The sequence below is a fragment of the Mesorhizobium sp. M0040 genome (assembly GCF_040323505.1).
Taxonomy (GTDB): domain Bacteria; phylum Pseudomonadota; class Alphaproteobacteria; order Rhizobiales; family Rhizobiaceae; genus Mesorhizobium.
Map to the genome: position 1 here is coordinate 135,150 of NZ_JAMYVA010000004.1, position 24,493 is coordinate 159,642.

The 24,493-nt window shown below is 63.3% G+C and carries 23 protein-coding genes and 1 pseudogene; 11 read left to right on the top strand and 13 right to left on the bottom strand.

Annotated features, from left to right (window positions below; genetic code table 11):
• Positions 1–14 precede the first annotated feature (14 nt).
• Complete coding sequence (locus NKJ91_RS05355) at positions 15–1,037, top strand: zinc-dependent alcohol dehydrogenase family protein (RefSeq protein ID WP_352452212.1); 1,023 nt, start codon at positions 15–17, stop codon at positions 1,035–1,037.
• A gap of 65 nt (positions 1,038–1,102) precedes the next feature.
• Here the strand turns inward: NKJ91_RS05355 and NKJ91_RS05360 are convergent, their stop codons facing one another.
• Positions 1,103–2,212 (bottom strand): TRAP transporter substrate-binding protein, encoded by a 1,110-nt coding sequence (locus tag NKJ91_RS05360; protein WP_023676249.1) that lies wholly within the window; start codon positions 2,210–2,212, stop codon positions 1,103–1,105.
• 283 nt (positions 2,213–2,495) lie between these two features.
• Here NKJ91_RS05360 and NKJ91_RS05365 point away from each other — a divergent pair, with 283 nt between their 5' ends.
• Positions 2,496–3,269, top strand: a complete 774-nt coding sequence (locus NKJ91_RS05365) for a gamma-glutamyl-gamma-aminobutyrate hydrolase family protein (RefSeq protein WP_352454731.1) — start codon at positions 2,496–2,498, stop codon at positions 3,267–3,269.
• Positions 3,270–3,283: 14 nt separating this feature from the next.
• Here the strand turns inward: NKJ91_RS05365 and NKJ91_RS05370 are convergent, their stop codons facing one another.
• The 5 genes from NKJ91_RS05370 to NKJ91_RS05390 all read right to left on the bottom strand — a co-directional run bounded on the left by NKJ91_RS05370 (position 3,284) and on the right by NKJ91_RS05390 (position 7,391).
• Positions 3,284–3,679, bottom strand: a complete 396-nt coding sequence (locus NKJ91_RS05370; protein ID WP_352454732.1) for a hypothetical protein — start codon at positions 3,677–3,679, stop codon at positions 3,284–3,286.
• A 154-nt stretch (positions 3,680–3,833) separates the two neighbouring features.
• Complete coding sequence (locus NKJ91_RS05375) at positions 3,834–4,814, bottom strand: 2-hydroxyacid dehydrogenase (RefSeq protein ID WP_352454733.1); 981 nt, start codon at positions 4,812–4,814, stop codon at positions 3,834–3,836.
• Complete coding sequence (locus NKJ91_RS05380; RefSeq protein WP_023676245.1) at positions 4,811–5,833, bottom strand: LacI family DNA-binding transcriptional regulator; 1,023 nt, start codon at positions 5,831–5,833, stop codon at positions 4,811–4,813. The genes NKJ91_RS05375 and NKJ91_RS05380 overlap by 4 nt, the downstream gene beginning before the upstream one ends.
• A gap of 68 nt (positions 5,834–5,901) precedes the next feature.
• A complete protein-coding gene (locus tag NKJ91_RS05385) occupies positions 5,902–6,786 on the bottom strand; it encodes a DMT family transporter (RefSeq protein ID WP_352454734.1) in 885 nt (294 codons plus the stop codon).
• Between the two features lie 197 nt (positions 6,787–6,983).
• Positions 6,984–7,391, bottom strand: a complete 408-nt coding sequence (locus tag NKJ91_RS05390; RefSeq protein WP_254816031.1) for a DUF2000 family protein — start codon at positions 7,389–7,391, stop codon at positions 6,984–6,986.
• A 52-nt stretch (positions 7,392–7,443) separates the two neighbouring features.
• On the opposite strand from NKJ91_RS05390, the gene NKJ91_RS05395 reads away from it, so the two are divergent.
• Positions 7,444–8,316, top strand: coding sequence for an AraC family transcriptional regulator (locus NKJ91_RS05395; RefSeq protein WP_352454735.1), 873 nt, complete (start codon positions 7,444–7,446; stop codon positions 8,314–8,316).
• Between the two features lie 2 nt (positions 8,317–8,318).
• Here NKJ91_RS05395 and NKJ91_RS05400 read toward each other — a convergent pair whose 3' ends face one another.
• Entirely contained in the window at positions 8,319–8,801 is a 483-nt protein-coding gene (locus NKJ91_RS05400) for a MarR family winged helix-turn-helix transcriptional regulator (RefSeq protein ID WP_352454736.1), read from the bottom strand.
• Between the two features lie 203 nt (positions 8,802–9,004).
• Entirely contained in the window at positions 9,005–9,727 is a 723-nt protein-coding gene (locus NKJ91_RS05405) for an intradiol ring-cleavage dioxygenase (RefSeq protein WP_352454737.1), read from the bottom strand.
• Positions 9,728–9,924: 197 nt separating this feature from the next.
• Between NKJ91_RS05405 and NKJ91_RS05410 the strand changes: the two genes are divergently transcribed.
• Positions 9,925–10,992, top strand: coding sequence for a CobW family GTP-binding protein (locus NKJ91_RS05410; protein ID WP_352452220.1), 1,068 nt, complete (start codon positions 9,925–9,927; stop codon positions 10,990–10,992).
• A 250-nt stretch (positions 10,993–11,242) separates the two neighbouring features.
• Positions 11,243–12,217 carry a WD40 repeat domain-containing protein gene (locus NKJ91_RS05415; protein ID WP_352454738.1) on the top strand — a complete coding sequence of 325 codons (975 nt, stop codon included), beginning with the start codon at positions 11,243–11,245 and terminating at the stop codon, positions 12,215–12,217.
• An 8-nt stretch (positions 12,218–12,225) separates the two neighbouring features.
• On the opposite strand, the gene NKJ91_RS05420 is transcribed toward NKJ91_RS05415, so the two are convergent.
• Positions 12,226–12,681: a hypothetical protein gene (locus tag NKJ91_RS05420; RefSeq protein WP_352454739.1), complete on the bottom strand. Its 456-nt coding sequence runs from the start codon at positions 12,679–12,681 to the stop codon at positions 12,226–12,228.
• 157 nt (positions 12,682–12,838) lie between these two features.
• Between NKJ91_RS05420 and NKJ91_RS05425 the strand changes: the two genes are divergently transcribed.
• The 3 genes from NKJ91_RS05425 to NKJ91_RS05435 all read left to right on the top strand — a co-directional run bounded on the left by NKJ91_RS05425 (position 12,839) and on the right by NKJ91_RS05435 (position 16,467).
• Positions 12,839–14,221, top strand: a complete 1,383-nt coding sequence (locus NKJ91_RS05425; protein WP_352452223.1) for an aspartate aminotransferase family protein — start codon at positions 12,839–12,841, stop codon at positions 14,219–14,221.
• Positions 14,222–14,235: 14 nt separating this feature from the next.
• Positions 14,236–15,657, top strand: coding sequence for a glutamine synthetase family protein (locus NKJ91_RS05430; protein ID WP_352454740.1), 1,422 nt, complete (start codon positions 14,236–14,238; stop codon positions 15,655–15,657).
• Between the two features lie 132 nt (positions 15,658–15,789).
• Positions 15,790–16,467 (top strand): UdgX family uracil-DNA binding protein, encoded by a 678-nt coding sequence (locus tag NKJ91_RS05435; RefSeq protein WP_023676234.1) that lies wholly within the window; start codon positions 15,790–15,792, stop codon positions 16,465–16,467.
• A 1-nt stretch (position 16,468) separates the two neighbouring features.
• On the opposite strand, the gene NKJ91_RS05440 is transcribed toward NKJ91_RS05435, so the two are convergent.
• The 4 genes from NKJ91_RS05440 to NKJ91_RS05455 all read right to left on the bottom strand — a co-directional run bounded on the left by NKJ91_RS05440 (position 16,469) and on the right by NKJ91_RS05455 (position 21,018).
• Positions 16,469–17,734, bottom strand: coding sequence for a glycerate kinase type-2 family protein (locus NKJ91_RS05440; RefSeq protein WP_352454741.1), 1,266 nt, complete (start codon positions 17,732–17,734; stop codon positions 16,469–16,471).
• A gap of 175 nt (positions 17,735–17,909) precedes the next feature.
• A complete protein-coding gene (locus NKJ91_RS05445) occupies positions 17,910–18,416 on the bottom strand; it encodes a heme-degrading domain-containing protein (RefSeq protein WP_352454742.1) in 507 nt (168 codons plus the stop codon).
• Positions 18,417–18,490: 74 nt separating this feature from the next.
• Positions 18,491–19,804: a guanine deaminase gene (gene guaD, locus NKJ91_RS05450; RefSeq protein ID WP_352454743.1), complete on the bottom strand. Its 1,314-nt coding sequence runs from the start codon at positions 19,802–19,804 to the stop codon at positions 18,491–18,493.
• The gene (locus NKJ91_RS05455; protein WP_352454744.1) at positions 19,801–21,018 is read right to left on the bottom strand and encodes a urate hydroxylase PuuD; all 1,218 of its coding nucleotides are present in this window, start codon (positions 21,016–21,018) and stop codon (positions 19,801–19,803) included. Before NKJ91_RS05455 ends, guaD begins: the two co-directional genes overlap by 4 nt.
• A gap of 140 nt (positions 21,019–21,158) precedes the next feature.
• On the opposite strand from NKJ91_RS05455, the gene NKJ91_RS05460 reads away from it, so the two are divergent.
• The 3 genes and pseudogenes from NKJ91_RS05460 (at position 21,159) to NKJ91_RS05470 (ending at position 24,418) form a co-directional block, all read left to right on the top strand.
• Positions 21,159–22,079 carry a LysR family transcriptional regulator gene (locus tag NKJ91_RS05460; RefSeq protein ID WP_352452229.1) on the top strand — a complete coding sequence of 307 codons (921 nt, stop codon included), beginning with the start codon at positions 21,159–21,161 and terminating at the stop codon, positions 22,077–22,079.
• A 74-nt stretch (positions 22,080–22,153) separates the two neighbouring features.
• Positions 22,154–23,167, top strand: a complete 1,014-nt coding sequence (locus NKJ91_RS05465) for an LLM class flavin-dependent oxidoreductase (protein WP_352454745.1) — start codon at positions 22,154–22,156, stop codon at positions 23,165–23,167.
• Positions 23,164–24,418 (top strand): annotated as a pseudogene (locus tag NKJ91_RS05470) (LLM class flavin-dependent oxidoreductase). The gene NKJ91_RS05465 and the pseudogene NKJ91_RS05470 overlap by 4 nt, the downstream one beginning before the upstream one ends.
• Positions 24,419–24,493: the final 75 nt, after the last annotated feature.

Here is a 24,493-nt window from a genome sequence, read left to right on the forward strand (position 1 = left end):
AGGGCCCGGCAGCCATGAAGGCGGTTCGGTTGGAGCGAGTGGGCAGCCTCGCCGTGTGCGAGGTCGAGAAACCGACCGCCGGGCCGAACGATCTGCTGGTGCGCATCGAGGCGTGCGGCGTCTGCGGCACCGACAGGCATCTTTTCCATGGTGAATTCCCGTGCACGCCGCCGGTGACGCTCGGGCATGAATTCTCCGGCATCGTCGAGGCGGTCGGACCTGCCGTATCCGGCTTTTCCGTCGGCGACCGCGTCACCGGCGATCCCAACATTGCCTGTGGCCGATGCGAGCATTGTCAGGCCGGCCGGGTCAATCTCTGCGGCAATCTACGCGCCATCGGTATCCATCGCGATGGCGGCTTTGCCGAATATCTTGTCCTGCCACAGAAACAGGCCTTCGTCTTGCCAGGCGATCTGAAGCCTACGCATGGTGCTTTCTGCGAGCCGCTCGGCTGCTGCCTGCATGGCGTGGACCTTGCCGCGATCAAACCAGGCTCGTCGGTCGCGGTGCTCGGCGGCGGCGTGATCGGCCTGCTCACCGTTCAACTGGCAAAGCTCGCCGGTGCGACGACCATTATCTTGTCGACCCGTCAGGCCTCGCGGCGGGCTCTTGCCGAGCAATTTGGCGCAACGGCGACGCTCGATCCCAGCGCCTTCGATGTCATCGATGCGATCGTCGGCCGGTCGGGTTTGATGCCGGGCGGCGTCGACGTGGTGTTCGAATGCGCCGGCGTGAAAGACACTGTTGAGCAGGCGATGCGGCTGGCCAAAGCGGGCGGCACCGTCGTCGTCGTCGGCGTGATGCCGCAAGGCATGAAAGTGGCGTTCGAACCGTTCGATCTGCTGTTCCGTGAGTTGAAGGTCCTGGGTTCCTTCCTCAACCCCTTTACCCATCGCCGGGCCGCCAATCTTATCGCCTCGGGGACGATCGAAGTAGATCGGCTGATATCACGACAAGTCAGCCTCGACGAGGCGGTGGCGATCATTGCCAACCCGCCGGCGCCAGGCGAGGTCAAGGTCGTGGTGGTGCCCGGCTGATCGCAAATGAATGCGCTACGGCGCCAGTGTTCCGAAAGGAACACTGGCGCCGCGAAGCAACAGGATCAGAGCTTGGCATTGCGCTGCTGGACCATCATGAAGGTGTCATAGTTGTACTCGGCCACCTGCGCCCAGAGATAATGCTCCTTGCGGAACGCCTTGATCGAATCCCAGATCTTCTTGAACGGCGCATTCGAGGCTTCCATCTCGGCATAGACTTCGTTGGCCTTTTCGAAACAGGCGGCCATGATCTCCTGGCTGAACGGGCTCAACTTGGCACCGCCGGCAACCAGCCGCTTAACCGCCGCCGGATTGAGATAGTCGTATTTCTGCAGCATGTTGGCGTCGGCCGCTTGAGCGGCAGTATGCACCAGCGACTTGTAAGCCGGCGAAAGTTCGTCGTATTTCGCCTTGTTGAACATCAGATGGACGGTCGGTCCACCTTCCCACCAGCCGGGATAGTAGTAATAGGGCGCAACCTTGTAGAAGCCGAGCTTCTCGTCGTCATAGGGGCCGACCCATTCGGCGGCATCGATCGTGCCTTTTTCCAGCGCCGGATAAATGTCGCCACCGGCGATCTGCTGAGGAACCACGCCGAGCCTTTGCACCACTTTGCCGGCAAAACCACCGATACGCATCTTGAGGCCGGAAAGGTCGGCGACCGTTTTGATCTCCTTGCGGAACCAGCCGCCCATCTGCACGCCGGTATTGCCGCCCGGCAGCCCAAACAGACCCTGCGTCGCCAGGAACTCGTTGAACAGATCGATGCCGCCGCCATGATAGTGCCAGGCGTTTATGCCGCGCGCGTTGAGCGAAAACGGAACCGCCGCTCCCAGCGCCCAGGTCGGGTCCTTGCCCCAGTAATAGTATGCCACCGTGTGGCAGGCCTCGACCGTGCCGGCAGTGGTGGCATCGGCGGCCTGCAGGCCGGGAACGAGTTCGCCGGCGGCGAAGACCTGGACCTGGAAGTTGCCGTCGGTCGCCTCCGACAGCATCTTGGAAAACACTTCGGCACCGCCATAGATCGTATCGAGCGACTTCGGGAAGGACGACGCCAGCCGCCAGGTCACTTTCGGATTGGACTGGGCGATGGCCGGCGCGGCAAGTGTCGCGGCAGCGGCCGCAGCGCCAACGCCGGCGGTGCCGGCCTTGCGGATGAACGAACGACGATCCATGAAGTTCCTCCCTTTTGGATCCACTGACCGACATTCGGGACACTTCGGCGCCCGGATCGGCTTCGAGCCGACAATACACAGGCAAGGAGTCGAGTCCAGCACGGCAGCCCGGTTTGAGCGACGCATTTCGGGGAAATTCACGGCGTTGGGGCAGATCTTGCAACTATAGTCTAAGGTCGATTAACTGGCCTACGCGACACGCCGAAACTTGCCATGGAAATGCGCCTTCGGATCGCCTATTTTGCAGGCAGATAATTCGTTGCACCCGATGGGATCCGGACCAATGCACCAGCCGCTCGTCGCCATATCGACCGACGTCCGCCAGTTCGACAATTACACTTGGCATGCCGCGCCACAGCAATATCTTGAAGCGGCGCTTTCGGGTGCAGGCGTGTTCCCGCTGCTGGTACCGTCCTTCGGCGACCGGCTCGACTTCGACGAACTGCTTTCCGCCGTCGACGGCGTCATGGTCACCGGTTCCAAATCGAACGTTCATCCCTCGCTCTATGGCGGTGACGCCAGTGAAGCCAATGGTCCCTACGACCCCGCCCGCGACGCCACCACGCTGCCGCTGATCCGCCGGGCGGTGGAGCGCGGAGTACCGCTGCTCGCCATCTGCCGCGGCATCCAGGAGATGAATGTGGCGCTGGGTGGCACGCTGGCCACTGAAATCCAGGAACGCGCCGGTTCGCTCGACCATCGTGCGCCGGCAAGCGACAATCAGGACGAACGCTTCGCCATCCGCCAGAGCGTGGCGATAAAACCCGGCAGCTGCCTGGCCGGGGTCTTCGGCGCCGGCGACATCATGGTCAATTCGGTGCATCGCCAAGCCATCGACCGGCTTGGCCCGAAGCTGCAGGTCGAAGCGGTCGCCGCCGACGGCACTGTCGAGGCGGTTTCGGTACGCGATGCACGGGCTTTCGCCGTCGGCGTCCAGTGGCACCCCGAGTACTGGGTCAAATCGGACAGTATCTCGGTAAAGATATTTCGCGCATTCGGCGATGCGGTGCGCCTGCATCAGGCGGCGAAATCGGGTGCGCGCGCAGCCGCGGAATAGTCCTGCCGCGCTCGCTAGTTGCCGGCCGACGCCAGCGTCAGCAGCGGCAGCGCCGGCGCGTAGGATTCGTAACCATCGCCGTCGGCGACTGAGAACATGACGATCGGATCGGTGCCGTTGGCGCTGAAGGTGACCGTGCCGTCATCCTGCTCTCGCCAGAACTTCGCCTGCTCGACGCCGGGCAACACCCGGCGGCAATTTGCTGCGACCGTCAACAGCGACAGGCCTTGCGAAATCTCGGCGCCGCGGCTGACCGCACAAGACCCCTCGTCGCCATGGGCTACCAGCCTGTAGTTGCCGGATGAAGGCGGTGACTCACTGGCTGCACGGCTTTCACCGCTACCGGCGTAAAACAGCTGGGCGCTGCCGAACAGCACAGCGACTGCCATCAATGCAGGAAGCGTCTTCATCCTGGTTCTCCGCGCATTTCAAGCGCGCCGGTTCGAAGAGATCAGGGAGGCGCGCTTCATCTTGCTGTCATGTCCTGTCAGGCGGACATACACTGCGAAGGGACCAGAATGATTCCGAAGGGTTAAGCTGAAGTTAATAGATATGGCAGCCCGCTTACGGCCTTGCCTTGACATTTGCCGTCTCCGGCACCGGCGTCAGCGCCTTGCGCTGCGAAAACCACGAGACCAGATTTTCGACGCACAGGTCCGCCATGGCGCGGCGGGTGTGCTGCGAGGCCGAGCCGACATGTGGCAAAAGCGAGGTGTTGGGCGCGGCAAGCAACGCCGCTGGCACATTCGGCTCGTCGGCAAAGACGTCTAGCCCGGCAGCGGCGATGCCGCCGCTGGCAAGTGCGGCGGCAAGGGCTGGTTCGTCGACCGTGCTGCCCCGGCCGATGTTGACAAAGACGCCGTTCGGCCCAAGAGCCGAGAGAATTTCGGCATTGACGGTCTTTTCCGTCGAAGCCCCGCCGGGCGCCACCGAGATCAGTGTGTCGACCGCCTCGGCGAGACCTTTCAGCGTCGGGTGATAGTCATAGGACAGGCCTTCGACGCGGCGCCGGTTGTGATAGGCAATGGGCAGCCCAAAAGCGTCGAGCCGGCGGGCAATGGCGAGGCCGATGCGGCCCATGCCAAAGATACCGACATGGCGCCCGCGCAAGGTCAGCCGGCTCAGCGGATAGTTGCCGTTGCGCAGCCAGCTTCCGTCGCGTAGCCAGGCCTCGGCGCGCGGCAGTTCGCGGATGGTATTGATCAACAGGCCGAGCGCCGTATCGGCGACCTCTTCGGTCAGCACATCCGGTGTGTTGGTGACCATGATGCCGCGCTGTGCGGCGTGGCGGACATCGACCGAATCATAGCCGACGCCGAAATTGGCGATGATCTCGAGCTTTGGCAGCGCGTCCATCAACGCGGAGCTTATGCCGCCAAAGGCGGCGATGCCGCGCACCGTATGACGCATCTCGTCGGTGACCAGCGACGGATCGGCGCGTTCGATCCGGACGCGGCTGAACACCCCGTCGATGCGGCCGACCGCATGATCGTTGAACTGGCCCGGCACCAGAATGGCGACAGCTTGCTGTTTGGTTTTTGTCATGCACGTTCCACCGGTTTGCCGGTCGACTGGCGCACATGCAGTTCCGGCTTGATCAGTTCCTGCGACGGCCGCACCGTCTGTCCGTTGAGTTTGTCGAGCAGCGCGCTGGCGGCGCGGCGGCCAACCTCGCGCTGGCCGTTCCAGACGGTGGTTAGCGCCGGCGTCGCGATCGCCGCCTCCTCGAGGTCGTCATAGCCGGTAACAGAGATGTCGATGCCCGGCACCAGCCCGGCGCGCGCAATGCCGTTCATCAGGCCGATGGCGACGAGGTCGTTCCAGCAGCAGGCCGCGGTCGGCCTGTCCTTCAGCGCCAGGAACTGCCCGGCGGCCTCGAAGCCGGCCTGCTTGGTGCGCGGGCCGGCGATGCGCCAGGACGGCCTGACCTCAAGCCCTGCCGCCTCCATGGCGTTGACATATCCCTGATAGCGGTCGCGGCCGGTCGAGGTCTGGTCGGTACCGCCGATCATTGCGATGCGCTTGTGGCCAAGCGAGATCAGATGATTGGTAGCAAGCCCGGTGCCATAGGCATCGTCGCCGCGAAACACCGGCACGTCGGCACCTTCGACGGTGCGTGCAATCAGCACTGCCGGGAGACCGTTCTCCTCGGCCATGATTATGTCTTCGGGCGGCGTGCCGATGGCCGGCGACATGATGACGCCGTCGGCGCCGAGTTGCAGAAGCGTGTCGATGAAGGTGCGTTGTTTCTCGAGTTGGTCGTAGTGGTTCGACAGGATGAAGGTTTGCCGGCTGCGGTCGAGTTCGCTCTCGATCGAACGCAATATCTCGGCAAAGAACGGGTTCATGATGTCATGGACGACGACGCCGACAATGCCCGAGCGCGAGGTGCGCAGGCTGGCGGCGCGGCGGTTGTAGATATAGCCGATGGCGCGGGCATGTTCCTTGATGCGATCGCGGGTGCCGCCGGCGACCAGCGGGCTGTCGCGCAAGGCCAGCGAGACCGTGGCCGTGGACACGCCGAGCGCATCCGCGATGGTGGAAAGCTTGATCTTCTGTGCCAGCGCCCTGCGCTCCCGAAGCAATTTAAACTGTTTAAAGGCCGGCTCTTATGCCATCGATCCCGCGCAAATCAAAGTTTTTTTGCCAGCGCTTCCGCCTCCGCGTCCAGCGTCGCGCGGTTGCGCACACGAAGCCGGTGCTCGCGGTGGACGATGTAGAGGCCGCTGGCGACGATGACTGTCGCACCGGCCAGCGTCCAGCGGTCGGGAAACTGGTTGAAGACGATCAGGCCGGAGATGATCATCCAGATCATCTGCGAATAGGGATAGGGGGCCAGGGCTGTGGTGGTGGCAAGGCGATAGGCCTGCACAAGAAGCCAATGGCCGATGGCGCCGAAGACGCCCAGCATCAGCAATATGAACCAGTGCCAGCCATCCTGCGGCAGCGAAAGCGAAAACGGCAGTGTCGGCAGCAGCAGAACGGCCGGCGCCAGCGCCGAAAACAGGATGAGGCTTTCCGAGGTTTCCGTGGCCGACATGCGGCGCGTCATGATGACGTAGAAACTATTCGATAGCATCGAGCTGAGCGCAAAGAGATGGCCGACGCCAAAAACCCCGATGCCCGGCCGGGTGATGATGAGGACGCCGACAAAGCCGCTCATGATCGCCAGCCAGCGCCGCCAGCCTGCCCATTCGCCGAGCAACGGACCGGCAAGCGCAGTGATCACCATTGGGCCGAAGAAGTAGATCGAGGTGGTTTCCGCCAGCTGCAGCGTCCGCAGCGCGAGAATGTTGCATATCGTCGATCCGAACAGGAGCAGACCGCGCGTGAGATGCGCCGGCAGGTTGGCGGGACGAAAGCGCAGCGGCTCACGCCATCCGCGCAAAAAGACGCCGACGATCAGCACATGGACCGCGAAGCGGGTCCAGGCGACGATCAGCGCCGAGACGCCGGCCAGCACAAGGTACTTGCTGCTGGTGTCGAGGAAGGTGAAAAACACATAGACGGAAAGCATGCACAGGATCGCCGCCGGCGATGTCGCGCTTTCGTCTTGTCTTGGGGGAGCATTCAATTTCAGGCCGGACGGGAAGCAAGGCGGTCCCTCACCAATGCGGCAATTGTCGCCTGCGGGCAAGCCAAAACAGGCTGGCACAACGACAGCCGCCGACAGGCTCAGTTTGTTTCCCAGTGGCCGACCTAGTGGCCGACGACTCAGGCGTGCATGCGGGCGCCCTTGGTGATCTTGTCGACGAGCTTCTTTTCGGCGCGAAGCGCGATGCCGACCACCTTGGCATCCTCCGGCGCAAATTCGGCAAAGACGGCGCGGTTGGCCAGATCATACCCGGTCGAAAACATTTCCTCGACATAGAGCGAAACCGTCACACCACGCTCCAGCGCCCGCCGCTGGATCGCGCCGAGCGTCTGGCCGTCCGCCGAAAGCACGATGACCGGCTGGATCGACAGCGGGTTGTAGATATTGCCGGCGCGATCACGGTAGGGGTCGCCGATAATGTCGGGAAATTGCGCGACGATGCCGCTGGTCAGAAAGGCGGTGACATTGAGCTTTTGCCAGACGGGAAGATCATCCTTGAGCACGATTGCAAATTTCGTATCGAACATGCGACAGTTTCCAATCCGAAAAGGGGGCCAATCCGAGGCTGCGAGTGAAGCGATGGCGCACGATCTGGACCGGGAAGCCTTTCAGGGTCTTGGACGTTTGTGCGTGGATGCAGCCGAGAACTGCATCGTACCGGCACCCGGTGCTGCCGGGATGGAACGCATCGAGGCCCGGTTCCACGGCAATGCCTTCGATCTCCATCGCCACGACACCTATGCGATCGGGGTGACGCTTTATGGCGTGCAGCGCTTCCGCTATCGCGGCCAAACGCATCAGAGCCTGCCTGGCCAGATCATTATCCTTCATCCCGACGAACTGCACGATGGCGGTGCCGGCACCGAAGACGGCTTGCGATACAGAATGCTCTATTTGGAGCCGTCCCTGATGCTCGATTGTCTCGGCGGCGGATCACTGCCATTGGTCGGGAATGCCGTGGTGACAGACCGCGATCTCCGGGCGACGCTGCTTTCCGCGCTCGGGCCGTTGAATCAGGAACTGGACGAGCTGTTTGTCGTCGATTTCATGACGCAGCTTATGCAAAGCTTGGCCCGGCACGCCGGTCAGCGGACGAAACCGGTAGCGAAAACTGCGTGGCGCGCCGCCAGCCTGGCGCGCGACTATCTGGAGGAAAATGTCGCGCGGATTGTACGTTCAGACGAATTGGAGGCGATAACCGGATTGGACCGCTATGCCCTGTCGCGGCATTTCCGCGCCACCTTCTCCACCAGCCCGCACCGGTTCCTGTTGATGCGCCGGCTTCAACGAGCCCGTCGGATGATCGAAGCCGACGAGCCGCTGGCGCAAATCGCGATCGCAGCCGGCTTCAGTGATCAAAGCCATTTCAATCGGCATTTCAAGAAGGCGTTCGGCGTCACACCGGGACGCTGGTCGGCACTGACGCGACGGCCGTCAGCGGCGAACGCGTGACCTTATTCAAGGATCTTGTCCTCGATATCCAGTTCGTCATCGGGGAGCACCATTTCGCCGTTCGAAAGGTTCGCCTCGACACGGGCAAGCAGCTTGAACAGCGCTTTCTGATCCTTCTTGTCGAGACCCTTCAATGCCTGCTTTTCGGTCTTCTTCACCGATTTCTCGATGGCGTGGATGATTTCGCGGCCGGTATCGGTGAGGAAAATATGCGCCTGGCGGGCATCGGCGGACGAGGCCCGCTTTTCCAGAAAACCCTGCGCCTGCAGCCGGTTGATGGTCTTGGTGATGGTCGGCGGACGCACGCCGAGGCGGCCGGCAAGGTTGCCGGGCGTCTGCCCGTCCTCGCGGTCGAGCGCCAGCATGATCTGGTCCTGGCCGGCATAGAAACCATGCGCCAGAAGCCGGGCGGCGAGCGCCGTGCGCGCCAGCCGCGCCGCCGAATGCAGCCGGCTCATTGTTGCAGTCTTGTCCGCCTTGGCCATGCTCATCCCTCCTCGGCCGAACCGGAGCGGACAGCATAGAAGCAGGCCGCCGATTGGCAATGACGATCGAAAACATTCCGGCTCGGAAAATAGCTTTGCCGGCAAGCTTCGCGGTGTTCGCCGTGGCTAATGCCAGATGTTTATTTCAGTTAGATGACAAACGACTTTCCGCAATGGCTGGATGGGGACGTGACGAGGCGTTCTCAACCGGCTTTCACCGCGACCACCATCAACGCCTGATAGGCGTCCGCCATTTCCCGCAGCGCTGCCTGCGACAGCGACCCGGCCTGCCGAGCAATGCCGTCCCGCGCGTTCGATGTATCGCGTTTGCCGGGGCGATCTTTATAGGGCGCGACGGTGGCGAATATCTGCTCGCTGCGGCTGTCGGGGAAGAACATCTGGCCGGTCATCATCGAGCGGTCGTCAGGGAAGATCTTGAAATGGATGTGGGTGGTGCGGCCGCGATACCAGCCGGGATAGATGGTGGCGAAAGAAGCGATGCCGCTTTCATCGGTTCTCTGCCAGCCGCGGAGAAAGCTCTGGCCGGACGTGTCGATATCCTGCCCGTCGCCCTGTCCGGGATAGCCGGAATAGGTGCCCTGGGCATCGCAATGCCAGATATCGACGCGTGCGCCGGGAAGCGGCCGGCAGGCGGCGTCGACGATTTGCAGCCGCACATTGAGGCCGATGCCCTTCTTGCCCTCGGTGATATCGGCGCGTTCGAGCTTCGGGTCGAAATAGAACGGCCCTTCGGTGACCTCGGGCGTGATGGCGCAGACGCCGGCACCGGCTTCGAACAAAGCAAGCTCGGCATAGGGCGAAACCTGCCCGGCCCTTGCACCGGCGGGCAGGAATATGCCGCCAGCGGTAACCGCAACGAGACCGAGCGCCTGCCGACGGCTTAGTGGCAAGGACTTGTCGGACATCTGGCGCCTCTTCAACGCGAACAGCTCCGTAAATGACCCCGCCTATCTAGGGCCCGCTGTCAGGCGGCGCCAATGAAAGTTCGGTAATGTGAGGAAAGTTCGGCAATACCAGCCCCTCTTTGGCCCACCGGTTTGCCTCGTGCAAAAGCCGAGCACACATCCTATATGGAGCCGACAATCCCTATTCGAGGCACAATATGAGCGACGCACAGACGCAGATCCCCGTAACCGTCCTCACCGGCTATCTCGGCGCCGGCAAGACGACACTGCTCAACCGCATCCTTTCGGAAAACCATGGCAAGCGCTACGCCGTCATCGTCAATGAATTCGGCGAGATCGGCATTGACAACGAGCTGATCGTGGAATCCGATGAGGAGATCTACGAGATGAACAATGGCTGCGTCTGCTGCACGGTACGCGGCGACCTGATCCGCGTCGTCGAGGGCCTGATGCGCAGGCCTGGCCGCTTCGACGCCATCCTCGTCGAGACCACAGGCCTCGCCGATCCCGTGCCGGTGGCGCAGACCTTCTTCATGGACGACGACGTGCGTTCCAAGACCAGGCTCGATGCGGTGGTGGCGCTGGTCGACGCCAAGCACCTGCCGCTGCGTCTGAAGGATTCCCGAGAGGCCGAGGACCAGATCGCCTTTGCCGATGTCGTCGTACTCAACAAGACCGATCTGGTCACCCCCGAAGAGCTGAGCAAGGTGGAGGCGACGATCCGCGCCATCAACCCGGCGGCACGAATCCATCGCACCACACGCGCCAGCGTGGCGCTGTCCGAGGTGCTCGATCGCGGTGCGTTCGACCTGTCCCGGGCGCTGGAGAACGATCCGCATTTCCTCGAGGCGCATGACGATCACGACCATCATGATCATGATCATGACCACCATCACCATGATCACGACGGCCATGATCACCACGATCATGACGGGCATCATCATGCGCACCCTTCCGACATCCATGACGTGACTGTGCAGTCGGTGTCGCTGCGCGGCGGCGAGATGGACCCGAAAAAGTTCTTCCCGTGGATCGAGAAGGTGACCCAGATGGAAGGCCCGAACATCCTGCGGCTGAAAGGGATCCTTGCGCTGAAAGGCGATGACGAGCGCTATGTCATCCAGGGTGTGCACATGATCATCGAGGGCGACCACCAGCGCGCCTGGAAGGACGACGAGAAGCACGAGAGCCGGCTGGTGTTCATCGGCCGCGAACTCGACGCCGAGCGACTGAAGACAAGCTTCGAGGCCTGCCAGGCCGCTTGATTTCCGGACTTTATAGCGCTAGCGCTGCCCCTTCTCTCCTTCTCCCCTTGTGGGAGAAGGTGGCCGAGCGAAAGCTCGGTCGGATGAGGGGTGTTCCAGCTTGGCAAGGACGGCACTCCGTCCAGCACCCCTCATCCGTCTTGGCGCTGCGCGCCAATCCACCTTCTCCCACAAGGGGAGAAGGCGGAGCCTCGCCGACAGCCCGGCGGGGTTAGATGACAAGCAGAAATCTCGAACGGAATGATCTCTCATGCCGACAGTCGCCCCGCTCGATCTCGAAGGCCACTGCCTCGCCGCCGTGTTTCTCGGCGACGTGCCGCATTTTGCGCTGGCCGACGGCACAATCCATCGGCTCGACCACGGCCACAAGACGGTGCAGGCCAATGACGGAATGCTCGCCGCCTTCCATGATGCGGCAACCGACCGACTGATCACCGGCGGTGAGGACGGCAGGATCTTTGCCGTGACCCCAGGCGGCAATACAACGGAATTGGCGACCGCAGGCAAAAAATGGATAACCAGCGTCGCCGCCGGGCCGCAAGGCGCTGTTGCCTATGCTTCGGGCAAGATTGCCTATGTGCGCTTTGCCGACGGCAAAACCAGGGAATTCTCGCATCCGCGCTCAGTCGAGGGGCTTGCCTTCTCGCCCAAGGGCATGCGCTTCGGCGTTGCCCGCTACAATGGCGCGACGCTGCACTTCCCGGCTGCCGACGGCAAGCCGGTCGAGCTCGAATGGGCCGGCGCCCACACCGGCATCACCTTCTCGCCGGACGGCGGCTTCGTCGTCACCACCATGCAGGAAAACGCGCTGCATGGCTGGAAGCTCGCCGACGGCAAGCACATGCGCATGTCCGGCTACCCCGGCAAGGTGAAAAGCCTGTCGTGGAGCGCCAAGGGCAAATGGCTGGCGAGTTCCGGCGCGCCGGCGGCGATCGTCTGGCCGTTTTCCGGCAAAGACGGGCCGATGGGCAAGGCGCCGCTGGAACTCGGCACGCGCGGCAGCTCCATGGTGACCACGGTCGCCTGCCACCCGAGCCAGGACGTCGTTGCTATCGGCTATGATGACGGGATGGTGATGGCGGTGCGCTTCGCCGACGCCAAGGAAGTGCTGTTGCGCCGGCCGGGCAAGGGCGCCGTCACTTCGATGATGTGGGACAGGGAAGAGCGCCGCGTCGCCTTTGGCAGCGCTGCGGGCGACTGCGGCGTCATCGATATTTCGGCGTAGCCTGTTATTTACTCGGCTCCGCAAGATACTTTGCCGGTCAATTCAGCCTGCTTGCCGTCCTTTTCGGCATCGGCCGTTACATCATAGATTGAGAGCAAATAGCGACCGTCATAGACGCCTTCCTCGCTGGCCTTGGTCAGGATCGCCAGTTCGACATAGCCGTAGGCGTTTTCGACCTGCCGTTCGTGGTAGACGAGCAGCCGCAATTCCTTGTTGTCGAGCCAATATTGCGTGAGGTTCTGATCCTCGAACACCGTCTTGCGCAGACTGTCGCCAGCCGGCCTGCCCAGAATCTCGAGCTCGCCGCTAAAATTGAAGGTCGGCCCGCCCATGCCTCTGGTGACCCCGGCACCGACCTGAAATTTGACGGCTGCATCCTCGGCGGAACACCAGATGCCGCCGGACGCCAGAGCCGCATCAACCGACGACAGCAGCGTTGCTGCGCAGACGATCGCCCGCAACATCTTATCCCCTCCAGCCGAAATACCATTGGCGCCCGAAGGCGGCTCGCGGTCAAGCGCCTGTTTTCATTCAAACGACCGCTGACCCAACACCGGGCAGCCGCCCGGCCAATTGCGGTGGCGGATGCCGATTGTCTAAAGTGCGACTGAGAGGGCCGCCATGAACGTCATGAACCATTCAAAGACTTCCATCGGCGGCATCGGCCCGGCCCGGATCGCCGAGTTGCGCGCGACCGAAGCAGAAGTCTTCCGCCGGGCGCGGCCAAAATCGATGGCGAAAATCGGCAATGGCCTGCCCGGCTTCTTCGGCGGCGTGCCGATGCATTGGATGAACGACTGGCCGACGCCGTTCCCGATCCTCGTCGATAGGGCCAGGGGCGCCATCATCAGAGATATCGACGGCAACCGGCTCGACGATTTCTGCCTTGGCGACACCGGTTCGATGTTCGGCCATTCGCCGCCGCCGGTCGCACGCGCCATCCGCAGGCAGGCCGGACGCGGCCTGACCTACATGCTGCCTGCCGAGAACGCGCTCGCCATCGGGCCGTTGCTGCAGCAGCGCTTCGGTTTGCTGTCGTGGCAGATCGCGACGACGGCGACCGATGCCAACCGCTTCGCGCTGCGGGTTGCCCGCGCCGTTACCGGCCGGGAGAAGATACTGGTCTTCAACGGCTGCTATCATGGCTCGGTCGACGAGACGATGGTGCGGCTGGTCGCCGGGAAAGCGGTGAATCGACCGGGACTGGCCGGCGAGTTCCGCGACCTGACGCGGGCGACTGATGTCGTCGAGTTCAACGATCTGCCGGCGCTCGACGCGGCACTCCGGGGCAACGATGTCGCCTGCGTCATCGCCGAGCCGGTGCTGACCAATTCCTGCATGGTGCTGCCCGAAGCCGGCTTTCATGATGGTTTGCGGCGTCTCACCCGTGCGACCGGCACGCTGCTTCTAATCGACGAGACGCATACAATCTCGACCGGTCCCGGCGGCTATTCAAGCAAATACGGGCTGGAGCCGGACCTGTTCGTGCTGGGCAAGCCGATTGCCGGCGGCGTACCGGCGAGCGTCTGGGGCATGAGCGAAGACGTTGCGGCCCGCTATGCCGCTTATATCAGCCGGAAAGAGCCCGGCTACTCCGGCATGGGGACAACGCTGTCGGCCAATCCGCTGCAATTCGCAGCGATGCGCGCCACGCTCGAATACGTCATGACCGACGAGAACTACAGCCATATGGACCATCTGGCGCGGCGGCTCGACGCCGGGCTGACCGCCGTCATCGATCGCTATCGTCTGCCCTGGCATGTTGCTCGCGTCGGTGCCCGTGTCGAGTTCATCTGCGCGCCGGGCCCGCTGAGGAACGGCGGCGAAGCGGAAGCTGCGCACGTGCCGGAGCTCGAGGCGGCAATCCATGTCGCGCTGGTCAATCGCGGCGTGCTGATCGCACCCTTCCACAACATGATGCTGATCTCTCCTGCGACCAGCGCCGCCCAGGTGAACCGGCTGATCACTGCCTTCGGCGCGGTTGCGGCAAAGCTTACGGCGTGAGACAAGCTTGCGGCATGAAACAAGCGCCCAAGCAAAGTTTGAACCTGGTCACGGCATCCCCTTCGGGCTCGACGCCCGCCGAGGCGCAGGCCTTTCTCGACGCTCATCCCGAGATCGAAGCGTTCGACATCGTGCTGACCGACGCCAATGGCGTCGGGCGCGGCAAGATCGTGCGCCGGCATGAGTTGATGAGCATCTTCGAGGGGGGCCGGCACATGCCGATCTCGATCCTCGGCCTCGACATCACCGGCGAGGATGTTCACGAGACCGGGCTGATCTGGACGACGGGCGACGGCGACCTGCGGGCGTGGCCGATCCCCGGCACACTGGTGCCGCTGTTCGGCACCCAGCCGCCGCGCGGCCAGGTGCTGATGGCGATGTACCATCTCGATGGCCAGCCGATGTCGTCCGACCCGCGGCTGGCACTCGCCCGCCAGGTAGACATCCTCGCGGCCAAGGGCCTGCATCCGGCCGGCGCCTTCGAGCTCGAATTCTTCCTGCTCGCCAACGAGCGCGACGCCGAAGGCAAGGTGCAGCCGGCGCACGCGGTGCTTGACGGACGCCGCTCGGCCAAGACGGAGGTCTATTCCGTCGACCATCTGCACGGCATGGAGCCGCTGTTTTCCGACATCTACGCCGCAGCCAAGGTGCAAGGCATCCCGGCCGAGACGGTCATCTCGGAATATGCGCCCGGCCAGTACGAGCTGACGCTCAACTACCGCAAGGATGTGATGCGGGCGGCCGACGATCTCGTGATGCTCAAGCGACTGGTGCGGGCGCAGGCGCGCCGTCATGGTGTCACCGCTTGCTTCATGGCCAAGCCGATCGAGAAATATGCCGGCTCGGGCATGCATTTTCATGTCTCGCTGCTGGACGATGCCGGCAAGAATGTCTTTGCCGAAACCGGCGGCGAAAGCTGGTCGCTGCCGCTGCTGCGCGGCCTCGGCGGACTGATCCAGACGATGGCGGAATCGATGCTGGTCTTCGCGCCGCATGCCAATTCATGGCGGCGCTTCGTCTCGCAATCCTATGCGCCGGTGGCGCCGACCTGGGGCGTCAACAACCGTTCGGTGGCACTGCGTGTGCCGGCCGGCGATGCCAAGAACCGCCGCATCGAGCACCGGCCATCGGGCGTCGACGCGAATCCTTACCTAGTGGCGGCAACGGTGCTGGCCGGTGTCGTCAAGGGCCTCGACGAAGGCCTCGATCCCGGTCCCGAAACCACCGGCAATGGCTACGAATCGGCCGTCACGCGCACGACGATGCCGGTCGACTGGCGCGCCGCGATCGAGGCGGCAAGGGCGTCGAGTTTCCTCAAGGGCGCATTGGGCGAAGACCTGCACCGGACGTTCGTGGCGATCAAGCAATCGGAATATCTGCGCGTGGCGCGCACGGTCAGCGAACTGGATTATCACCTCTATCTGCACGAGGTGTAGGGCATCGCATCGTCGGCCATCCGCCGGTGAAGGCCCATGCGGAATAATTTCAACGGAACTTTCGGCGGGCTTTGCTCATTGCGTGTCTGATTGCAGCGAGCGAGCAAGGCCGCCTTAGTCATGATCGCCAGGATGCAGACAACCCCGACGCCGCACCATGCCAAAGTGCAGGCAAGACGCTTGCCTGCAAGCAAGTCTCCGGAAACGACAGAAATCGACGCCAGGACGATTCCTGAACTGCGCGAAACGGCCAAGATCTGCCGCCGCTGTCCGCTCTGGCACGACGCCACGCAGACCGTGTTCGGTGAGGGCCCTGATAAAGCCAAGGTGATCTTCGTCGGCGAACAGCCGGGCGACCAGGAGGACCTGGCGGGCAAGCCCTTCGTCGGTCCGGCGGGCAAGGTGTTCGACGCGATCCTGGACGATGCCGGCGTCGATCGGCTGAAAGTCTACGTCACCAACGCGGTCAAGCATTTCAAGTTCGAGCCGCGCGGCAAGCGGCGCATCCACTCCAAGCCGAACGCCGGCGAGGTGCAGGCTTGCCGCTGGTGGCTCGACAAGGAAATCGATCTGATCAAGCCCAATCTGGCGGTGGCGCTCGGCGCAACGGCGGCGCAGGCGCTGCTTGGCAAGGTGGTGCCGATCATGAAGATGCGCGGGGCCGTCGTGGAGCGCGACGATGGCTTGCGTGTCTTCGTCACCATCCACCCGTCCTTCATCCTGCGCATTCGCGAGCCGGCGGACAAGCAGGCAGAACGCGACCGGTTCCTGCAGGATATGAGAGCGGTGAAAAAGCTGATGGCCGCCTGAGCTATTTGATCAATATCGCCCGGAGATCGTTGACGTTTGTGCCGGTCGGACCGAGTACGAAAAGGTCATCTACGGCATTGAATGCCGTCCAGGCGTTGTTGCCGGCAAGCATGGCCTTGGCATCGACGCCCGCCTTATGCATCCGCGACACCGTCGAGCCGTCGGCGAAGGCGCCGGCATTGTCTTCCGAACCGTCAATGCCGTCGGTGTCGGCGGCCAGTGCGTGGACGCCCGCCATGCCGCTGACCCCAATGGCGAAGGCGAGCAGGAATTCCGAGTTGCGGCCGCCTTTGCCTTTCGCGCGCAAGGTCACGGTCGTCTCGCCGCCCGACAGGATCAGCACCGGTTTTGCGAATGGCCGGTTGCGCGTCGCCACTTCGCGCGCGATTGCAGCGTGGACGCCGCCGACCTCACGCGCCTCGCCCTCGATGGAATCGGAGAGAATGACCGCTTCGATACCTTGGTACCTGGCTTCGGCCGCAGCCGCTTCCAGCGATACGCCGGCCGAGGCGATCAGATGTACCTCGTTGCGCGAAAAACGCGGATCATCGACGCGCGGTGCATCGGCGGCCGGCGAATTGATGTGCGCCATCACTGAAGCCGGTAGTTTCATGTCATAGGCGGCGATCGACGCTAATGCATCTTCGCGGCTGCCGGAATCGGGAACGGTCGGGCCGGAAGCGACCAGCGCCGGGTTATCGCCCGGAATGTCGGAGACCACCAGCGACACCACCTTGGCTGGATAGGCAGCGGCCGCCAGCCTGCCGCCCTTGATCGTGGAAACATGTTTGCGGATGGTGTTCATCGCGGCGATCGGCACGCCGGAGGCGAGCAGCGCCTCGTTGACAGCGACCTCATCGGCCAGCGTCAGACCTTCGGCAGGTGACGGCAGCAGCGCCGAGCCGCCGCCCGAAATGAGCGCCACGACGAGGTCGTCCGCAGTCAGTCCCTGGACCTTTTCGAGCAGCCGTCGCGAGGCCTCCAGCCCCGCGGCATCCGGCACCGGATGCGCCGCCTCGATGATCTCGATGCGCCGGCAGGCCGCGCCATAGCCGTAGCGGGTGACGACCAAACCTTCGATCGGCCGGTCCCACACTTTCTCGAAAGCCGCCGCCATCTGCGCCGAGCCTTTTCCTGCACCGATGACGATCGTCCGTCCCTTCGGCCTTGCGGGCAAATGATCCTTGATCGTCCTCTGGGGATCGGCGGCGGCAACGGCGGCGTTGAAGATCGAAATGAGAAAGGACTTGGGATCGAGCGCGGTCATACTGAGCTACCACGGACGCTGTGCGAGCTTCTGCGGCGTTTGCGCTGCCCCTCACCCTTACCCTCTCCCCGTATAGAGACGGGGAGAGGGGATCGCCAGCGTTGGAGCGTTGCCCTTCTCCCCGTCACTACGCGGGGAGAAGGTGCCGGCAGGCGGATGAGGGGCAGCGCCAACGTCACGATGTTGCTTCCGGCGGCAGGACCAACTCCTGGCTATCGACGCCCAAGTAGCTACACAGCGTATGGACGACAACTCCGTGGTCCTCGCGCTCCGGTAGACCGGAGACGGCGATCACGCCGATGACGCCAGCGCCCTTGACAGTGATGGGAAAGCCGCCACCGGCCAGCACATAGTCGGCAACGTCCAGCCCCTCGCCGGGCTTGAAGCTGCGGTCGGGGCGCTGCTGCTCCAGCACAATGCGGTAGGTGCTTTTCAGGAACCGCCGCACGACGTTGATCTTGCGCCGCGCCCAGTCCGGATTGGAGGCGTTCGAGCCGGGCATTGCCGCATAGAACAGCGGCCGGTCGAAAGTTCTGATATCGACGATGATCGGCAGGTTTTTCTTGAGAGCCCGGTCGCGGATCGCCGAGCCGATCTCGAAAGCGACGGCTTCATCGAAGGCCGAAAAGACAAGCGTGGCTTCCTGTTTCTTGATCAGAGCGATGTCGTCCGCAACGGCCATGTCGTTCCCCTGTCGATCTCGCCTGTTGCTTTGGCGGATGGCTGCCGCCCGGTCAAGCCGGCCGCATACGACGGCTAAACCGCTATATCCGCCTTGGCCGCCCGGCCGGCGACATAGACCTCGCGCACGGCGCGGTCATCGCCGAGCGTCTGCAGCAGAAACAATTCCTCGGCGAGCGTGTCCGCCGTCTCCACCCGCAGCCGCATCGCCGGCGTGGCGCGGGCGTCGAGCACGATGATATCGGCGTCGCTGCCTTCCTCCAGGGTGCCGATCTTTTCCGCAAGCGACAGCGCCTCGGCATTGCCGCGGGTCAGCTGCCAGAAGGACTGGAACGGATTGAGCTTCTCGCCGTTCAGCGCGATCACCTTGTAGCCCTCGTCCATGGTGCGCAGCATCGAATAGTTGGTGCCACCGCCGACATCGGTGGCGGCGGCGATGCGAAGCGGCTTCTCGCGGCGGCTATAGCGCTGATAATCGAACAGGCCCGAGCCGAGAAACAGGTTGGAGGTCGGGCAGAACACCGCCACCGAGCCGCTATCCGAAAGCACATCCGCCTCGCGTTCCGACAGGTGGATGCAATGGCCGAACAGGCTTCTGCGCCCGAGCAGCCCATAGTGTTCGTAGATGTCGGTGTAGTCCCGCGTCTGCGGGTACAATTGCTGCGTGAAGGCGATCTCGGCGTGGTTTTCCGACAGATGCGTCTGCATGTGCAGATCAGGATATTCGCGGCAGAGCGCGCCCGCCATCTCCAATTGCTCGGGCGACGAGGTGATGGCGAAGCGCGGCGTGATGGCATAGTGCTGGCGCCCCTTGCCGTGCCACTCATCGATCAACGCCTTGCTGTCGTCATAGCCCGATTGCGGCGTGTCGAGCACGCCGTCCGGCGCGTTGCGGTCCATCATCACCTTGCCGGCGATGTTGAGCATGTTGCGGTCGTGCGACTCGGCAAAGAACGCTTCGGCAGATTCCTTGTGTACCGAGCAATAGGCCGCGACTGTCGTGGTGCCATGCCGCAATACTTCATCCAGGAACAGCCTGGCGATACGGCGGCCATGCTGGGCGTTCTGGAATTTGGTCTCTTCCGGAAAAGTGTAGGTGTTCAGCCAGTCGAGCAGCTCGGCGCCGAAGGAAGCGATGACCTGCATCTGCGGAAAATGCGCGTGCGCATCGATGAACCCGGGCAGCAGCAGATGCGGCCTGTGGTCGATTTTTTTTGTTCCCTCGCCCGCCTTTTTCTCGACCTCGGCATAGGCGCCCGCGGCAACGATCCTGCCGTCGCGCATCAGCAGGCCGCCATCTTGCTCGTAATGCCAGGCGGAATGGTCGTCGATGGTTTCGGGCCAGCGCAAAAACGACAGCGTGCGGCCGCGCAGGAGCGTGCTGGTCATTTCCTTGCGCCTTCGAACCACGCCACCAGCAGCGCCCGTTCCTTGTCGGTGATCTGGGTGACGTTGGCGGGCGGCATGGCGTGGCTGCGGCCGGCCTGCAGATAGATCTCGCCGGCGTGCTCGGCGATGCCGGCATCGGTGTCGAGCATCACGCCCTTCGGTGCGTGGTAAATGCCCGCGTAGGACGGCTCCGCCGCGTGGCACATCGAACAGCGGCCAAGCACCGTATCGCGCACGGCAGGGAAATGCGCCGAGGCAACGTAGACCTGTGCCGCCGAGGACGTTTTGACCTCGCCGGTCAGCAGCTTCGGTGCCGTCGACAGCCAGATGATGACGACGAACAGGACGGCGGCCGCCAGCCAGGTCCAGGTAGGATTGCCTTTGCGCGCATGCCTGGTGTTGAAATAGTGCCGGATCAGCACGCCGATGATGAACGCCAGCGAGGCGATGACCCAGTTGAACTCTGTCCCGAACGCCAGCGGATAATGGTTCGACAGCATCAGGAACAAAACCGGCAGCGTCAGGTAATTGTTGTGCAGCGAGCGCTGCTTGGCGATCTTGCCGTATTTCGGATCAGGCTTACGGCCGGCGATCAGGTCGACGACGACGATCTTCTGGTTGGGGATGATGACCATGAAAACGTTGGCCGACATGATCGTCGCGGTAATGGCGCCGAGATGCAGGAAGGCGGCGCGGCCGGTGAACAGGTGGGTCAGTCCCCAGGCCATGAATACCAGCACCCCATACAGCACCAGCATCAGGCCGGTGTCGCTGTTGCCGAGCGGCGAACGGCACAAGAGATCGTAGACCACCCAGCCGACGCCGATCGTCGCCAGCGACAGCAAGATGCCTGTAGGCACCGACATGGCAAGGACATTCGGATCGATCAGGAACAGGTCCGCCCCGGCATAGTAGACGACGCACAGCATGGCGAAGCCCGACAGCCAGGTGGCGTAGGATTCCCACTTGAACCAGGTCAGATGCTCGGGCATCTCAGCCGGCGCCACCAGATATTTCTGCACATGGTAAAAGCCGCCGCCATGCACCTGCCATTCCTCGCCGAAGGCTCCGGCAGGCATGCCCGGACGCTGGCGCAGCCCGAGATCGAGCGCGACGAAATAAAAGGACGATCCAATCCAGGCGATACCGGTGACGACGTGCAGCCAGCGCACGGCGAAACTCAGCCAATCCCAGAATATCGCGAAATCCATCATGAAAAAATCGTCCCTGCCGATCCACTGACTTTACGGACTGGAGCGCAAACGGAAAGAGCCGAGCTGCACGATGACTTTCAAAAAAATTTGGAAAATACTAGGCTCGTTACACGCTGCCACATGAGAGCCACGAAAGCCGCATGGCCTATCTCGACAACATCGCCGTTTTCGTCCGCGTCGTCGAGCTCGGCAATTTGTCGGCGGCTGGACGCGACATGCGCATTTCGCCGGCAGTCGCTTCCAATCGCATCAAGGAGCTCGAGAAGCATCTCGGTGTCAGGCTGTTCAACCGCACGACGCGGCAGTTGATGCCGACCGAGCACGGCACGGTGTTCTACTCCGGCGCCAAGCAGGTGCTGGAGGCGGTCACCGAGGCGGAAGCGGCGGTCAGCGCGTTATCCGGGCAGCCGCGCGGCACCATAAAGGTGACAGCGCCGCTCGGCCTCGGGCGGCGGCTGGTGGCATCCGGCATCCCGGATTTCCACGACAGATACCCCGATATCGAGGTGCGGCTCCGGTTATCCGACCACAATGTCGATATCATGAAGGAAGGCATCGACGTTGCGTTCCGGCTGGGCATCATCGAGGATTCCAGCCTCAGGATGCGCGGCATCATGGACTGCGAACGCGTGCTGGTAGCGGCTCCGCAATATCTGGACGTGCGCGGCGAGCCGACCGAGCCGCAGGAGTTGATCGGCAAGAAACACGATTGCCTGATGCTGCGCTATTCCGGCGCGCGCGAATATGTCTGGACGCTGCAGACGCCGAATGGGCCGCAAAAGTTCGAGGTGCACGGCCCCTACGATACCGATGATGGCGACGTGCTGACCGGCTGGGCGCTGTCCGGCCGCGGTATCATCAACAAGCCGCGCTTCGAGGTCGAGCCGTTTATCCGCGACCAGCGGCTGAAGGTGATCCTGAGCAACACGCCGCCGACGCCGGTGCAGTTCGCCGCCGTCTACCCGCACAAGAAGCTGCAGGATCCGAAGGTGCGGCTGCTGCTCGATTTCATGGCCGAGCGCTGCCAGCGGCTGATCAGGGATATTCTGGCCGGCAAATGATCGCTGGCTGGCCGGTTGCTTTCCGTCCAGCCGGCGAGATAATTCTCAAGGAATCTCGCTCAACAGGGAAAGCGATGGCCAACGGCGCCACAATGTGTCTCGCCGTTTCACTGTCTCCGGAAGCCGCTCCTTCCCATCCGCCCGACGCCGGCCCGGACTTCAGTCTGCTGACGCGGTTCGTGCAAGAAGCCGAAGCGGCCGGTCTGGATATGGTGTTGCTCGGCGATTCCGCGACGGTTGCAGGCGGGCTGAACCGGCAAATGCGCTTCGAAGCAACGACCTTGGTGGCGGCCCTGGCGACGGTGACAAGCAGGATCGGCCTCGTCGCTGCCGCGTCGACGGTCGCCCACCAGCCCTATAATCTCGCACGCCGTTTCGCCTCGCTCGATATCATCAGCCATGGCCGCATCGGCTGGAACGCGAGCATGATGCCCGACCCGCGCGAGGCCGCCAATTTCAGCCGGCCGGAAGGGTTTTCCTGCGACGATTTCCGCCTGCGCGCCGATGAATTCATCGGCATCGTGCAAGGCTTGTGGAAAGGCTGGGACGCAGACGCGCTGCTGTTCGACAAAGTTGGCGGCCGCTTCTTCGATCCCGAGAAGATGCACCTTCTCGACCACAAGGGCGAATATTTTTCCGTGCGCGGGCCGCTCAACGAGGCGCGGTCGCCGCAGGACACGCCGGTGCTGGTCATGTCCGGCCTGTCCGAGCCCGTCATGTATATCGCCGCCCGCACCGCCGATGTCGTCCTGCTCGATGAGCCATCGATCGAGCCGGCGAAGGCTGGCGATCTGAAGCGCCGTGCGCTTGCCTTCGGGCGCAGGCCGGAGGCGCTGAAAGTGCTGATGAACGTTACCGGCAGCGCCGAAATAACCGCCGCGCCGGACCTGTTTGCGGACAGGCTCGAAGAGTGCTTTCGCTCGAAAGCCTGCGACGGCTTCAACATCGCCATGCCGTTCACATCGGCGCTCGACGATTTCGTCGGTCTCGTGCTGCCGGAGCTTCGCCGCCGCGGCCTTGTCCGGTCCGGCTACAGCGCGGCGACACTACGCGCCCATCTCGGGCTTGCAGGGGAGGATCGGCAATGAGCGCCGGTCGAGGCCAGATGAAGCTCGGCGCCTTCCTGTGGGCGACAGGCCACCACATCGCCGCCTGGCGTCATCCGCAGGCGCATGTCACGGCCGGCATCGACATCGATCATTGCATCCAGCTGGCGCGGACGGCGGAAGCGGCAAAGTTCGACATGATCTTCTGCGAGGACGCCGCCGGCGTGCGTGAGGCCAATGTCAACATCGCCAGCCAAACGTCGCGCTCGATCGGCTTCGAGCCGATCAGCCTGCTTGCGGCGCTCGCGGTGCAGACGGAGCGCATCGGCCTCGTCTCAACGGCGTCGACGAGCTATAACGAGCCTTACGGGCTGGCGCGAACCTTCCTGTCGCTCGACCATCTGAGCGGCGGGCGTGCCGGCTGGAACCTTGTCACTTCGGCCAGCCAGATCGAGGCCGCCAATTTCGGCTCGACCGGACTGCGCCCACATGCCGACCGCTACGAACGCGCGCGCGAATTCGCTGCCGTGGTTGCTGGCCTTTGGCAAGGCCAGGGTGGACACGAAGGCAGAAGTTTTTCGGTGCGCGACCCGCTCGATCTGCCGCGCTCGCCACAAGGTGCACCGGTCATGGTTCAGGCGGGAGCGTCGGATGAGGGCCGCGATCTTGCCGCCCGGACCGCCGATGTGGTGTTCACTGCGGCGCAAACATTCGAGGAGGCAAAGGCCTTCTACGACGACCTCAAGGGACGGCTGGCGCCCCATGGGCGCGAGCCGGAGGACGTCAAGATCATGCCCGGCGTCGCGCCGGTCGTCGCGGCAAGCGAAGCGGAAGCCCGGGCAAAACATGATGAACTGCAGGAGCTGATACCGGACGATGTCGGTGTCGCGCTGCTTTCCAGCTATCTCAGCATATCCGATCTCGCGCGCTATCCCATCGACGGACCGCTGCCCGAGCTGCCGGCCAGCGAAGGCATGCAGAGCCGGCAGGCGCTCGTCATCGAGCAATCACGCCGCGACAAGCTGTCCATTCGCCAGCTTGCCCCGTCATTTCGCCGGCGCGCGCGGCCATTGGCGCGTCGTCGGAACGCCCGCCCAGATCGCCGACGAGCTCGAGGCACGCTTCGAGGGCGGCGCCGCAGACGGTTTCAACGTCATGCCATCCTATTTTCCCGGCCAACTCGATGCCTTTGCCACACTAGTCGTGCCGGAGCTACAGCGGCGCGGGCTGTTCCGTACGGATTATGAAGGCAGCACGCTGCGCGACCATCTGGGCTTGAAAAGGCCGGCGTAAACGACGAGCGGAACGAAAGTCGGAGATCGCCGTTTTGGGATGCTGTGCCGCGCGGCGATGAGGGCGTCTGCGCGC

Coding starts and splice junctions, on each gene's coding strand:
- NKJ91_RS05355 (WP_352452212.1), top strand. CDS start 15: ATGAAGGCGGTTCGGTTGGAGCGAGTGGGCAGCCTCGCCGTGTGCGAG.
- NKJ91_RS05360 (WP_023676249.1), bottom strand. CDS start 2,212: ATGGATCGTCGTTCGTTCATCCGCAAGGCCGGCACCGCCGGCGTTGGC.
- NKJ91_RS05365 (WP_352454731.1), top strand. CDS start 2,496: ATGCACCAGCCGCTCGTCGCCATATCGACCGACGTCCGCCAGTTCGAC.
- NKJ91_RS05370 (WP_352454732.1), bottom strand. CDS start 3,679: ATGAAGACGCTTCCTGCATTGATGGCAGTCGCTGTGCTGTTCGGCAGC.
- NKJ91_RS05375 (WP_352454733.1), bottom strand. CDS start 4,814: ATGACAAAAACCAAACAGCAAGCTGTCGCCATTCTGGTGCCGGGCCAG.
- NKJ91_RS05385 (WP_352454734.1), bottom strand. CDS start 6,786: ATGCTTTCCGTCTATGTGTTTTTCACCTTCCTCGACACCAGCAGCAAG.
- NKJ91_RS05390 (WP_254816031.1), bottom strand. CDS start 7,391: ATGTTCGATACGAAATTTGCAATCGTGCTCAAGGATGATCTTCCCGTC.
- NKJ91_RS05395 (WP_352454735.1), top strand. CDS start 7,444: ATGGCGCACGATCTGGACCGGGAAGCCTTTCAGGGTCTTGGACGTTTG.
- NKJ91_RS05400 (WP_352454736.1), bottom strand. CDS start 8,801: ATGGCCAAGGCGGACAAGACTGCAACAATGAGCCGGCTGCATTCGGCG.
- NKJ91_RS05405 (WP_352454737.1), bottom strand. CDS start 9,727: ATGTCCGACAAGTCCTTGCCACTAAGCCGTCGGCAGGCGCTCGGTCTC.
- NKJ91_RS05410 (WP_352452220.1), top strand. CDS start 9,925: ATGAGCGACGCACAGACGCAGATCCCCGTAACCGTCCTCACCGGCTAT.
- NKJ91_RS05415 (WP_352454738.1), top strand. CDS start 11,243: ATGCCGACAGTCGCCCCGCTCGATCTCGAAGGCCACTGCCTCGCCGCC.
- NKJ91_RS05420 (WP_352454739.1), bottom strand. CDS start 12,681: ATGTTGCGGGCGATCGTCTGCGCAGCAACGCTGCTGTCGTCGGTTGAT.
- NKJ91_RS05425 (WP_352452223.1), top strand. CDS start 12,839: ATGAACGTCATGAACCATTCAAAGACTTCCATCGGCGGCATCGGCCCG.
- NKJ91_RS05430 (WP_352454740.1), top strand. CDS start 14,236: ATGAAACAAGCGCCCAAGCAAAGTTTGAACCTGGTCACGGCATCCCCT.
- NKJ91_RS05435 (WP_023676234.1), top strand. CDS start 15,790: ATGCAGACAACCCCGACGCCGCACCATGCCAAAGTGCAGGCAAGACGC.
- NKJ91_RS05440 (WP_352454741.1), bottom strand. CDS start 17,734: ATGACCGCGCTCGATCCCAAGTCCTTTCTCATTTCGATCTTCAACGCC.
- NKJ91_RS05445 (WP_352454742.1), bottom strand. CDS start 18,416: ATGGCCGTTGCGGACGACATCGCTCTGATCAAGAAACAGGAAGCCACG.
- guaD (WP_352454743.1), bottom strand. CDS start 19,804: ATGACCAGCACGCTCCTGCGCGGCCGCACGCTGTCGTTTTTGCGCTGG.
- NKJ91_RS05455 (WP_352454744.1), bottom strand. CDS start 21,018: ATGATGGATTTCGCGATATTCTGGGATTGGCTGAGTTTCGCCGTGCGC.
- NKJ91_RS05460 (WP_352452229.1), top strand. CDS start 21,159: ATGGCCTATCTCGACAACATCGCCGTTTTCGTCCGCGTCGTCGAGCTC.
- NKJ91_RS05465 (WP_352454745.1), top strand. CDS start 22,154: ATGGCCAACGGCGCCACAATGTGTCTCGCCGTTTCACTGTCTCCGGAA.